The 12,289-nt window shown below is 49.7% G+C and carries 12 protein-coding genes; 6 read left to right on the forward strand and 6 right to left on the reverse strand.

Annotation, left to right across the window (positions count from 1 at the left end; all coding sequences use genetic code 11):
* Positions 1 to 32: 32 nt before the first annotated feature.
* Positions 33 to 320, reverse strand: a complete 288-nt coding sequence (rpmB, locus tag PsAD26_RS00375; protein WP_057463517.1) for a 50S ribosomal protein L28 — start codon at positions 318 to 320, stop codon at positions 33 to 35.
* Between the two features lie 339 nt (positions 321 to 659).
* Between rpmB and PsAD26_RS00380 the strand changes: the two genes are divergently transcribed.
* From PsAD26_RS00380 to PsAD26_RS00395, 4 genes are all read left to right on the forward strand, one after another.
* Positions 660 to 1,523, forward strand: coding sequence for a DUF3108 domain-containing protein (locus tag PsAD26_RS00380; protein WP_084403514.1), 864 nt, complete (start codon positions 660 to 662; stop codon positions 1,521 to 1,523).
* A gap of 177 nt (positions 1,524 to 1,700) precedes the next feature.
* Positions 1,701 to 2,657 (forward strand): acetyl-CoA carboxylase carboxyltransferase subunit alpha, encoded by a 957-nt coding sequence (locus tag PsAD26_RS00385; protein ID WP_063308824.1) that lies wholly within the window; start codon positions 1,701 to 1,703, stop codon positions 2,655 to 2,657.
* Positions 2,658 to 2,900: 243 nt separating this feature from the next.
* Positions 2,901 to 4,070, forward strand: a complete 1,170-nt coding sequence (locus PsAD26_RS00390) for a murein L,D-transpeptidase family protein (protein ID WP_063308825.1) — start codon at positions 2,901 to 2,903, stop codon at positions 4,068 to 4,070.
* Between the two features lie 74 nt (positions 4,071 to 4,144).
* Positions 4,145 to 4,969 carry an FkbM family methyltransferase gene (locus PsAD26_RS00395; RefSeq protein WP_063308826.1) on the forward strand — a complete coding sequence of 275 codons (825 nt, stop codon included), beginning with the start codon at positions 4,145 to 4,147 and terminating at the stop codon, positions 4,967 to 4,969.
* On the opposite strand, the gene PsAD26_RS00400 is transcribed toward PsAD26_RS00395, so the two are convergent.
* Genes PsAD26_RS00400 through ispG form a run of 3 tightly spaced genes read right to left on the reverse strand, consistent with a single transcriptional unit; the run spans position 4,966 to position 7,894 of the window.
* Positions 4,966 to 5,712 (reverse strand): DUF429 domain-containing protein, encoded by a 747-nt coding sequence (locus PsAD26_RS00400; protein WP_063308827.1) that lies wholly within the window; start codon positions 5,710 to 5,712, stop codon positions 4,966 to 4,968. The genes PsAD26_RS00395 and PsAD26_RS00400 overlap by 4 nt on opposite strands.
* Entirely contained in the window at positions 5,705 to 6,622 is a 918-nt protein-coding gene (gene pdxY, locus PsAD26_RS00405) for a pyridoxal kinase (protein WP_063308828.1), read from the reverse strand. Before pdxY ends, PsAD26_RS00400 begins: the two co-directional genes overlap by 8 nt.
* On the reverse strand, positions 6,623 to 7,894 hold the full coding sequence (gene ispG / locus PsAD26_RS00410; protein ID WP_193758227.1) for a flavodoxin-dependent (E)-4-hydroxy-3-methylbut-2-enyl-diphosphate synthase: 1,272 nt from the start codon (positions 7,892 to 7,894) through the stop codon (positions 6,623 to 6,625). It lies immediately after the preceding gene.
* 377 nt (positions 7,895 to 8,271) lie between these two features.
* Between ispG and PsAD26_RS00415 the strand changes: the two genes are divergently transcribed.
* Complete coding sequence (locus PsAD26_RS00415) at positions 8,272 to 9,054, forward strand: 3-hydroxybutyrate dehydrogenase (protein ID WP_063308830.1); 783 nt, start codon at positions 8,272 to 8,274, stop codon at positions 9,052 to 9,054.
* Positions 9,055 to 9,107: 53 nt separating this feature from the next.
* Positions 9,108 to 10,148 carry a patatin-like phospholipase family protein gene (locus PsAD26_RS00420; protein WP_063308831.1) on the forward strand — a complete coding sequence of 347 codons (1,041 nt, stop codon included), beginning with the start codon at positions 9,108 to 9,110 and terminating at the stop codon, positions 10,146 to 10,148.
* A gap of 571 nt (positions 10,149 to 10,719) precedes the next feature.
* On the opposite strand, the gene PsAD26_RS00430 is transcribed toward PsAD26_RS00420, so the two are convergent.
* Both PsAD26_RS00430 and PsAD26_RS00435 read right to left on the reverse strand, forming a co-directional pair.
* The gene (locus tag PsAD26_RS00430; RefSeq protein WP_057463526.1) at positions 10,720 to 11,154 is read right to left on the reverse strand and encodes a L,D-transpeptidase; all 435 of its coding nucleotides are present in this window, start codon (positions 11,152 to 11,154) and stop codon (positions 10,720 to 10,722) included.
* Between the two features lie 312 nt (positions 11,155 to 11,466).
* Positions 11,467 to 12,249: a MipA/OmpV family protein gene (locus PsAD26_RS00435; protein ID WP_063308833.1), complete on the reverse strand. Its 783-nt coding sequence runs from the start codon at positions 12,247 to 12,249 to the stop codon at positions 11,467 to 11,469.
* Positions 12,250 to 12,289: the final 40 nt, after the last annotated feature.

The following is a 12,289-nucleotide window of genomic DNA, read 5'->3' on the forward strand; positions in this document are numbered from 1 at the left end:
GTCACGTTCAATCCCTTTCAAGAATGATGTGATTAAGCAGCTGCCTGACGACGCTTGATTTCGGTCTTCAGCAAACGCGCTTTAGGAGAAAGCTCAGCTTCAACTGCTTTCGCCAAGAATGCGTCCAAACCACCGCGGTGCTCAACAGAACGCAGAGCGTGTGCAGAGATACGCAGTTTGTAAGTTTCGCCGAGAGTTTCACTCATCAGGGAAACATTACAAAGGTTTGGCAAGAACCGACGACGGCTCCTGTTTTTTGCGTGAGACACGTTGTTGCCGGTCATCACGTCTTTACCGGTAAGTTCGCAGCGGCGTGCCATGAGGGTCACCCTTTTAATTTGTAGGCGCCCTCATTTTTGGGCGCATTCTGTTAAAACCGGCAGGTCGCGGACACCACGGTCACGCGGAACCACCTCCGGCCCTGTACGGAAAAGTTGGCTTGCTATAATTAGTACAGCAGAATTCGTCAAGGCTTTGCTGCCTATTTGCCTGTTCGAAGCCCATATTTCAATCAAAACTCGAACAAACTCACATCTCTTAACCACCGTGTTACCATGTTTAGGTAGTTTCATATTTCAATGAGTTTGAATTTTTTGTTCAGTTTCCTGAGTTCTCAGGCTGTCAGGCGCGAATGTCTGCGGCTGCGGAGGTACAGTATCGTGCGAGTAACAGTTTCTAAGGTTTGCAATTTTCTTGGCAAATCGAGCGTAATAGCCGTCGCAGCACTTTCATTTAGCACACTATCCACAGCTGCGCTGGGGAAAACAGAGCGCCTCGGCGGTGTCTACAATATTTCTTATGCAGGCTTCACTGTGGCAAAAGGCTCCTTATCGCTTATCCTCAGAGAGAACGCCTATTCCGCAAAAGTGGGTATAGAGCCAGCTGGCATTGGAACCCTCTTCTCCACAGGCAAAGGCGGCGCACACGCGACCGGGTGGATGAAAGGCGCAAAAGTCCTTCCAAGCACCTACACAATGGCCTCTCGTGCATCCAACCGAGACTTCTATGTCAATCTAGGTCAGGGGTCTGGCCATGTCCGTACAACTCAGGTCACGCCAAAATACAAACCGTCCAAGACCCGCGTTAAGGTCACTGGCAAGCACAAGCTCAATGCGATGGACCCATTAAGTGCAGCGATTGTACGCGCACCGTCCCGCTCAAAAGTGCTTGATCCATCAGTATGTAATCGCAAACTGCCAATCTATGACGGCTGGGCGCGCTTCAATATCAATATGAGGTTCAAAGAAGTGCGCGAAGTCTCAGGTAAAGGCTACAACGGTCCGGTTGTCGTCTGTTCCGCACGCTGGGAGCCCGTTGCTGGACATCGTCCAGAGAAAAAGGCTGTTCAGTATCTGGCCAAAAACGCAAATATTGAGACATGGCTCGCACCGATCGGAAACACCCGTATTCTTATTCCTTACAAGGTCTCCATTCCGACATCGACAGGTACACTTGTCCTGGAAGCAGCAGAACTCAATATGCCGCAAACGTCAGGACTTCGCAAAAAAACAGCTTCCAGATAGGATTTGCACTTTAATCCCAAACCTTCTTGTCTGAAGGGGTTCAAACACCCACATTTGTGATGCAAAGCCTTGACAGATGACCCAGCTGTCGCCAGTGTCGCGCCAAAATTATAGCGCGGTCCAACACCTTTTAATCGGTGGGTCAAGCCCGCTGATTGTTACGAGTGAATATCCAATATGCGCAGTTACCTCGAATTCGAAAAACCAGTTGCTGACCTTGAAGGTAAAGTACAGGAATTGAAAATCCTGGCTGAAGGTGGGGAAGCGGTTGATGTGGAAGACGAGATTGCTCGTCTTCAGGAAAAAGCAGATCAGGCACTCAGCGACATCTATTCCCGCTTGACGCCTTGGCAAAAAACTCTGGTGGCTCGCCATCCAGATCGCCCGCATGCGCTGGACTACATCGGCACTTTGATCTCAGATTTCACACCTCTTGCTGGTGACCGTAAATTCTCCGAGGATTGCGCAATTATTGCAGGCTTTGGTCGTTTTCGTGGACAATCAGTCGCTATTCTTGGCCAGGAAAAAGGTAACAACACCGAAAGCCGTCTGAAGCATAACTTCGGCATGGCACGTCCGGAAGGTTATCGTAAAGCCGTCCGCATCATGGAACTGGCAGACCGTTTCAACATCCCTGTTGTCTCTTTCGTGGACACTGCAGGTGCGTACCCAGGGATCGGCGCTGAAGAGCGCGGTCAGGCAGAAGCGATCGCACGCTCAACTGACATGTGCCTCGGCCTTGGTGTTCCAAACATCTCCATCGTCATTGGTGAAGGTGGCTCTGGCGGTGCGATTGCAATTGCAACCACCAACCACGTAGCAATGATGGAACACTCCATCTATTCCGTGATCTCTCCGGAAGCAGGCGCATCCATTCTGTGGCGCGACAGCACCCGTGCACAAGACGCGGCAACCAACATGAAGATCACTGCAGAAGATCTTTCCAGCTTCCGCGTCATTGATGAGATCATCAAAGAGCCAATCGGTGGTGCTCACCGCGCAAAAGAGATCGTAATTGATCGCGCTGGTAACTCGATTGAAACCGCTTTGAGTAAGATGGCCGGCCAGTCTGCAGACGAGCTCAAGAAACAGCGTCGCGAGAAGTTCTTACGCATAGGTCGTGAACTCGGCTGATTCGAACCTAGGATTTATTGTGGGTATCCACTAAATTTTTTATAAAAGGCATCAGAAGTATATCTGATGCCTTTTTTTGTTTGATCCAATCAAACTCGGGGGAAAGTGCATCTTGGGGAATACCCCACAATCTCAGAGAGAATGATCTGTGGTAAGATTCGATCAACCTTAACCCAGATAGTCTTAGTATCGAGTCGAGATTGGGGTTTGGGCAAACTAGCCCCAGCATGGTGGGTCAAGCACATGATTAAAGTGTTTCAGGGAGAGACTGGCAAGAACGTAAAGCGTGCTGCAGCGCTTGCGCTGGCTTTAACGCTAGCAGCTTGTCAGGGAACAGAGTTTGGCGCTGAGAAGCACCAACAACCTGTGAGCAAAAGCCTTTCCAACAGAATGAAATCCAAGGACATGGAGCTCAAGTCTCCAATCATGATTCGTCTGTTTAAGCAGGAGTCTGAATTAGAGATCTGGAAACAGACCAAATCAGGCCAGTATGCTTTGCTAGAAACTTACGAGATCTGCAAATGGTCTGGCAAACTCGGCCCAAAGTTTAAGGAAGGCGACCGACAGGCACCAGAAGGCTTCTACGAGATCACTCCGGGCCTGATGAATCCGTTTTCCTCTTACTATCTCGCATTCAACCTTGGTTTCCCAAACAAGTTTGACCGTGCTCATGATCGCACCGGCTCAAATTTGATGGTCCATGGCGCCTGCTCTTCTCGTGGGTGTTACGCCATGACGGATGAACAGATTGCAGATATCTACTCTCTTGGCCGTGATAGCTTCCTTGGTGGTCAGAGAAAATTTCAGGTCCAGGCCTTCCCATTCCGCATGACACCGGACAACATGGCGAAGAACGCCAGTTCCGAGCATTATGAATTCTGGCGGATGCTGAAGCGTGGTTATGACCACTTTGAAGTCACCAAACGCCCTCCATCCATTGAAGTCTGCGAAAAGGAATATGTCTTCAACGCGAAGGCAGATGCGCGTGGCACCAAATTCAACGCACGGGGTGCTTGCCCTGCCTACACAGTGCCTGAGCACATCGCAGTGGCTGTAGCAGAAAAGCAAACTCGGGATGCACGCGAGACTGCTGAGATCCAGATCGCTATGGAAAACAGTAAAATTCGCAAAGAAAAGATTGCAGCATTCTTTGGTGGCACCTCAACAACTGATGTCGCAAAAGCAGAGGCACCAAACGCAACACCTGTAAATGTAGAAGCAGCAAAAGTTCTGGCACTGGCAGCTGAAGAGCCATCCCCAGCACCACAGAAAGCCTCTGAATCAGAACGCGCTTTCAGCTACTTCACATCCCTGTTCTCTAACAGCCGTATCGGCGAAGAGAAAAAAGTCGTTGCAGAGGTCATAAATCCATACCCAGCCGCCCCTGCACCACGCATCAAACCGCAATTGTGACGTTGTGTTAATCGAAACCTAGCCTGACTTATGTACGCTGGTCTCAACGAAGATCAACAAGTCAGGTTAGGCAAATGCCAGGCTCAAAAACCTTCTTTGGAAAGTACCACAGCAAAGCGTACATCAACGAACGGCGCCATCTGCGCGGCCTCCTAGGCTACTACATTAAGTACATTCCAATGTCTTGGGGCGTGCGACTAGGCCTCTCTTCCGGCGTCCTAACGAGGTATGGCGTAGAACTTACACCCAATGTCTTCGATGCCACATTCCGCACTTGCTGCGAAGGTGGCTATGGCACATTCCTCACCAGCTATCTCGTCGACTATGAAAAGCCCTTCATCATGCTGGATATCGGCGCAAATCAAGGCCTCTTTAGCCTGCTTGCCGCTCAAAATACAAACTGCCAGCAAGTCATAGCTTTCGAGCCTGTTGCCAGCACATTCCAACTGCTTGTGCAAAACATCGAGCTTAACCTTGCCGCATCTCGCATAAAGACAGTGCAAGCAGCAGTGTCTGATCACACAGGCCAAGCTAAGATCTTCCTCAGTAAAACCCATAGCGGCGGCGCATCCCTCAGCCAAAACACCGTGCATTCAGACGAAAAAACCGAAGAGATTCAAACTATCTCTACCCAGCAGTTAGACGAGATGATCACTGATGAAATCGACATCGTGGTCAAACTCAATGCTGAAGGGCACGAAGAGACCGTGATAAAAGAGCTCATCAAGACAAGCTTCTTTCCTCGAGTTCAGTCAATTTTCTATGAGAGAGATGTCAGATGGTCCGATCCAAACATGCTCAAAAATCTTCTGGAAGAGCAAGGCTTCAAAAGCTTCAAGAGAGTTGGTCATGAACCACGCTTAGATGTACTGGCAAGCCGTGAGCCTGACGAGACCTAAGCCCATATTGCCATACGCAAACCACGTTCATCTCGCCCAAAGTCAGCTGGGAAAGGCTCCGCATGGCCATTCAATAGCCGCTCCGCGATAACGGCATTCACAGCAGCATCCATCAAGTCATCCCGAGCAGCACCTTTGGGTGGTTTCTGGTCCAGAAAGTTCGCCACAAAGCCAAACTGCACAAGCAAGTCCCTACGCGCATCCAAGCCCGCAGGATAGCTGCTTCCCTTGACCTTCTTAGGAATAGCAATGGGCTCCTGCCCGTTTAAGCGCCAGAATGCAACCTCAGGATGAACTTCATACACCAGTGCTTCCAACTCAAGTGTCATGAGCTGATCAATCTCTCTAATTTTTGGGAAGATATGAAACGCTTGCTTGGATACTTTTTTGGGTGGTGTTGAATCTGCCAGCGCAGCAGAACAAGCCTCGCGATAGTCCTCACAATAAATCGCTGCTCGTGCAGGAATGGAAAACACCGTTGACTGTCGCATACCTAAAAGAGGTCGAACCGCCTTCTCAGGTCCACGACCATTGCTGCCAATCCTCTGCGGCAACCCAATCGGCATATCAACTGCAATCTTATGCGGTTCATGTTCAGAGGCCAGCAAATCTGCAAAATGAGGAAAGATCTGCACTTCAGGTGCACGGGTTGAGCCAACCCAGCGAAAAACAGCAACCCAACCTGCTTTGCAACCGTCAACCCCAGCCACACAGACCGGATCAACAGCCACTGCTTCAGGCACGTTCAGGTGCCTCAACTACCCGGCGGGTATTCACAAGCGCCATCGGCTGGATAAGCGGATCTTGGTGCTCAGCATAAAGCAAATCATCCGAACCAACTTTAACAGAGCGCGCAACCAGCTCAAACGTTGAAGCTGTTGCTTTCTTCAATGCCTCTTCATCGCTTTGTCCACTCAAGCGGCGAGCCAGATAAAGCGCTGCCAACAAGTCACCAGTGCCATGCGGTGCGCCCTGCACTTCAGCGTGCTCAATCGCGAGGCTACCACGCGGTCCAACCAGCAAATTGGAGATGGAATTGCGTCGGATTGCTGGCGACGATGTAATGATCGTCCGCTCCACTTGCAGCGTCCGCGCTGCCGCAACGGCTTCATTTTCCATTTCAGTACCAAAACCGCTGAGCCAAGCGAGCTCAAAACGATTTGGCGTAATCACGTCAGCAAGCGGCAACAGTTGGTCACGAATAGCTTCAGCAATCGGCTCGGCAACATAAAGGCCGCCTTTGTCACCAATTACCGGATCGCACAGATAGACCGCATCATCATTGCGAGCCTTCACTTCCTGCACAATCTTCGCAACATCAGAAACCTGAGCCGCATTTGCCATGTAGCCAGAGATAACGCCCTTCACAGTATTCAACCGATCACTGGCGCAAATCTGCTCAACGATATGCTTAAAGGCTTCTTCACTGGCCGAGATACGTTCACCAGCACCTTGTCCCGGATGCCATGGCAGAACAATAGTTGGCAGCATCCAGACATTAAAGCCCATGCGCTCCAGTGCAAAAACAGCACTACGCATGCCAACGCAACCGCTGACAACCTGCGAAGAGATCACCAAAACCGAAGGCTTCTCCTTCGGAGCGTTTTCTCTGATTTTATGTTCTACTTTTTTGACAAACCGCTCAAGCGACATCTAGGAAATCTCGTGTTCAGATGAAACGCCAGTACCAAAACGTTTCTCGATATAATCAAGAACCATCACTTTAAACTCGTCAGCGATGTTCGGCCCGCGCAGAGTAACAGTTTTAGCACCATCAACAAACACAGGTGCAGCAGGTGTTTCACCGGTACCAGGCAAAGATATACCAATGTCAGCATGCTTGGATTCACCTGGGCCATTCACGATGCAGCCCATGACGGCAACGTTGAGTTCCTCAACACCCGGATATTGCTCACGCCACTTCGGCATACTTTCGCGGATATGCGCCTGAATGTCCTGAGCCAACTCCTGAAAGACTGTAGAGGTCGTGCGTCCACACCCCGGACATGCAGCAACAATCGGCACAAAACTGCGGAAACCCATCGTCTGAAGCAGCTCCTGAGAAACTTGAACTTCACGCGTACGGTCTCCACCCGGTTCAGGTGTCAACGAAATACGAATGGTATCGCCAATGCCCTGCTGAAGCAGAATACCCATGGAAGCAGAGGACGCCACGATGCCCTTTGTACCCATACCAGCTTCAGTCAAACCAAGGTGAAGAGCATAATCGCAACGCTGTGCCAGATCCGTATATACGGCAATCAAATCCTGAACCTGAGAAACTTTCGCAGACAAAATGATCTTGTCGCGACCAAGCCCCAACTCTTCAGCACGCTGAGCAGACAACAGACCAGATTGGCAAATCGCTTCGCGCATCACTTGTTGCGCTGTCAGCGGAGAGCCTTCCTCCTGGTTTTTATCCATCAGATGCGTCAGCAGCTCTTGGTCAAGCGATCCCCAGTTCACACCAATTCGAACCGGTTTGCTGTGCTTCATCGCCATTTCGATGATCTGACCAAACTGTTTGTCTTTTTTGGTCTTGAAGCCAACATTCCCCGGATTGATCCGATACTTATCAAGCGCCTCAGCACAATCAGGATGATCTGCCAGCAGCTTGTGTCCGATGTAGTGGAAGTCTCCAACCAGCGGAACGGTGACCCCAATCCGGTCCAGACGCTCTTTGATACGCGGAACGGCCGCAGCAGCTTCATCGCGATCAACAGTAATACGAACCAGCTCAGACCCGGCACGCGCCAAAGCAGAAACCTGCGCAACCGTTGAATCTATGTCTGCGGTATCGGTGTTCGTCATGGACTGAACAACGACAGGCGCTTCTCCGCCAACAATAACCCCACCAACGTCTACAGCCACAGAACGACGGCGCGGAAACGGGGAAGAAATATAGGTTTGGCTCTTGTCAGTCATGATCATTCCACTGGGATAAATCTTTAGGCAAGCAAGTGCAGCATGCAGCCCGCGCTGTCAACTTTTTAGCGCAAGCTCAACTCAGTTTGATGTCATCGCCAGACGCCATCATGCACCCCAAGATTTCACAGTAAACCTCTCCTCAGAATGATGCTAGGTCCACTCCATCATCAGCCTACTGAAAATAGCCATCAACTTTTGATGCGATGCACTCATCACTAACCTTCCATTAAGGACAAAAGACAGATCAGTAGTCAGTTTTGGCCTTTTTGCACTGCACGCTAAACAACTATGCTTTTTGCTAATGCAACCAGATTAAAAAGTGGCGCAAGCTCACACCAACACTTTTTTCAATACATTTGGGCAGGAGACACGAAATGCTCTCAGGAAAAACCGCTGTAATCACTGGGTCCACATCAGGCATCGGCCTTGCTTATGCCCGCGCAATGGCAGAGCAAGGTGCCAACATCATGATCAACGGGTTTGGTGATGTTGATGCCATCGAGAAAGAGCGCGCTGCGATCGAAGCCGACTTCGGCGTAAAATGCGTGTACTCATCAGCCGACATGACCAAGCCTGATGAAATTCACGCAATGATTCATGATGCGGTTAAATCCCTCGGTTCCGTCGATGTCCTCGTCAACAATGCAGGCATTCAGCATGTTGAAGCTATTGAGCATTTCCCCGTCGACAAATGGGATGCCATCATAGCAATCAACCTGTCCTCCGCATTCCACACGATCCGCACCGCCGTACCTTACATGCGCAAAGCAGGTTGGGGCCGCATCATCAACACTGCATCCGCTCACGCACTGGTCGCATCTCCATTCAAGTCAGCATACGTTTCTGCAAAGCACGGCATCGCTGGTTTAACCAAAACCGTCGCACTGGAAGTTGCAGAAAACAACATCACCGCGAACGCAATTTGCCCCGGCTACGTTTGGACACCGCTCGTCGAAAAGCAAATCCCGGATACCATGAAGGCCCGTAACATGACTGAGGAGCAGGTGAAAAAAGAGGTTCTGCTCGCAGCTCAGCCAACCAAAGAGTTCGTAACTGTTGATCAGGTTGCTGGCCTTGCTGTGTTCTTGTGCTCGGATACAGCTGCTTCAATTACCGGCACTCTGTTGCCAATAGACGGCGGCTGGACAGCACAATAACGCTCAAATGATTTCCCGGAGTTTTCTTTTCCAAGCGACCCATGGAGGTCCATATGGCAACTACTCGGAAGACCGCGAAAAAAGAACGAAAGAAAATCAATCTGGCCTTACAAGGTGGAGGCGCCCATGGCGCCTTTACCTGGGGCGTTCTGGATTGGCTCCTTGAAAACGAAGATTGGGAGATTACCGCTATCTCAGGCACAAGCGCAGGTGCCATGAATGCAGCGGTTATGGCCGATGGCCTCGTTGAAGGCGGGCAGCAAGGCGCAAGAGATGCCCTCGCCCGCTTTTGGAAGTCCGTAAGCGCGGCAGCAGAAACCAGTCCATTCCAACGCAGCCCAATGGATGTCTATTGTGGCAATTGGAGCATGGATAATACTCCGACATATCTGGCATGGGACCTGCTTTCCCGCATCATGTCCCCCTACCAGCTAAATCCGATCAACTACAATCCACTCCGCGACCTCGTTGCTGAGCAAATCAACTTCGAACGCGTACGAAGTTGTGACCAGATGCAGGTCTATGTTGCCGCGACCAATGTTCGAACCGGAAAAATCAAAGTTTTCGCAAAAGAAGAGCTTACCCTTGATTCACTCATGGCGTCCGGTTGCTTGCCTCACATGTACCAAGCAGTAGAGATTGGAGACGAGGCCTATTGGGACGGTGGCTTTATGGGCAACCCACCCTTGTTCCCACTATTCCAACACGGAGGCTCGACTGATGTACTTCTTATTCAGGTCAATCCAGTTGAGAGAGTTGAACTTCCGCACACCGCTCAGGAAATCTCAGAGCGCATGAATGAGATTACCTTCAACTCAACATTGTTGCGCGAGCTTCGCGCGATTGAGTTTGTGACACGGCTTATTGACGAAGGTCGCCTTGATTCGAACGAATACACCCGCGTTTACATGCACAGAATAGAAGCAACAAAAGATCTCGCTCCTTTCGGAGCTTCATCCAAGGTAAACGCTCAGTGGGAATTTGTAGAACTTTTGCACGACATCGGCCGTCAAGCTGCAAAAAAGTGGGCGCACGATAATTACGACAGCATAGGCAAACGCAGTACGCTAAATCTGGATCATGAGTTTAACTAGACCTGAACGCAAAAGTTAACACTCCCAAACCGCATTGCAAATTGCGACGCAGCATAGGTAAGCAATCTGTTAAATTAACCCGCATTTTGGATAGAAGAAGCGCCGCCACCCTAGATATTGTGCTAAAAATTTATCGTAAAACTGGCACAGCTTTTGCTTTTAAATAGGCAGCTGATATCAAGGTACTGCGTAATCAGCTTTAGAGAATATAAAGAGGGTTTTTGAGCGTGTATTCAAAGCCCTCTTTTTCTTTGGGCAATGCATCCTCGCTACACACAGCTCTCAGAAAAAATCGTTTTATCCCTAAAAAAGTCTTTCAAAAAAATCAGCGTGCCAACCTTTTGGCAAGATTTTAGCGTTAGGAAAGACACGCTGATTGTTGAGTTATGCGTATTCAGCGCTACAGCGGAAGGAGCAGGCGTTTGCGACCCGACTTGCTTCTTCCGCTCACAAGCCTTCAAGCACATCTCTTAGCCCTTGATTTAGTAAGGAACCCACGCGCTCGCAAGGGTAAAGGGCTTTATTTGACCGATATCACATCATGTTCAGCCCTGCACGTAAAGCGTGTTCACTATTTAACTATTACAATCTTTGCGTTTGATCGACCATTTGCCTGAATCAAACTGAACAATCGCTTTGCGTTTTTCGGATGCAGCCGCACACAGCCATGTGAAGCAGGCGCACCTAAACGCTTAACCACATCCGTTCCATGAATGGCATAACCCTTATAAAAAAACACAGAATAAGGCATAGGCGCCCCGTTATACTTGCGAGAGAAATACCGCTTGTGCATCCGCGTTGGTTTAAAGGTGCCCACTGGCGTTCTGTAGCCACGCCGGGCCGTCGAAACAGGCCACGAATGTTGAACCTTCCCATCCACGAAGATCCGCATCCTTTGTTCGGAAATATCGATCTTAGCCAGCACTTTAGTGGAGGATGCTTTTGCTGGAACCATAAGCAACAAACAGATAAACAAAAGTCCTGATATAGTAATTATTGTACGCATACTGAAGCCCCCTCACTCAACGCAACACTCGAAGTGAATTAGCACGCGCATCATCAGGAGTCTTTCAACGACATATTCTAAGGGTATTATTAACGATCTATCAGAAGAGATACTTCAATACTGAGGTAATATAACTCTCAATACCAATACACTACGCATACTTTGTTCTTCATGAATATACACAAAGCTTCACTTCAAACATTGCTTTACTCACGACACATTCAATGAGAACTCACAGTGCATGCGGCAAATAAAAAAGCCCGGAAATCCTTCCGGGCTTCATTCATCAAATCCATCCAACACTCTGTTTGCCTAGAACATATCCCAGGCAAACCGGTAAGTCGCACCAAAACCGACAGACCACATATTATCATTTTGCGTGATCGGACTATCTGCAGCGTCACCAATCAAACGGTCATACCCACCTTGGAGGTGCAACCCAATATGATCTGTAAGCGCATAGCTTGCACGCATAACACCACCAACGCTCTTGAAACCGCCTTCTGCGGTGTATGGGCCGGATGGAGTACCTGCAGCAACGCTGAAGTAAGTGTTCATGTATGAACCATCAGCAGCATCAACGCGTGGACCAAATACAAACGTCAACCGATCTGTAACTTCAGTGATCACATCAATTCCGGCACGCCCGACAAAGCCGCGGTGACCGTTAAAGCCGTGGCGCACTTCAATGAATGCACGGAACCAATCATGACGGAAGCCACCGCCAAGCCCGACCTCACCAGCCCAAGGCACGCGAGTTGTCCCTGTCAATGAAGAGGAATCGGAAGGATTACGCTCCCCCACAAACCCAAAAGACGGGTAGATGAAGAGTCCTTGGGTCTCTCCTTCTTTCACCTGACCGAAGCCCGGCAGGTAAAACCGCGAAAACGCGATCAACGGTAGCGGATAGATGATGTATTCATCCGCGCCATCATACTTGGGGTTCACAAAACCAGCCACGCCAATATCAACGACGTACCTCTTACTGGCTTGCTCGTCAGTCAAATCACCAGGCGTAAAGTTATCTTCTGCCAGTGCATGACTGGAAACGGAAGCAAGCGCTAAGCCTGCAAGAATACGAAGAGAGGCGGTCATAGGTGCAGCCTTGATCGGAAAAGTAAGTACCACCTATGAT

Origin of the sequence: Pseudovibrio sp. Ad26 (assembly GCF_001623285.1) — a bacterium.
Taxonomy (GTDB): Bacteria; Pseudomonadota; Alphaproteobacteria; order Rhizobiales; family Stappiaceae; genus Pseudovibrio; species Pseudovibrio ascidiaceicola.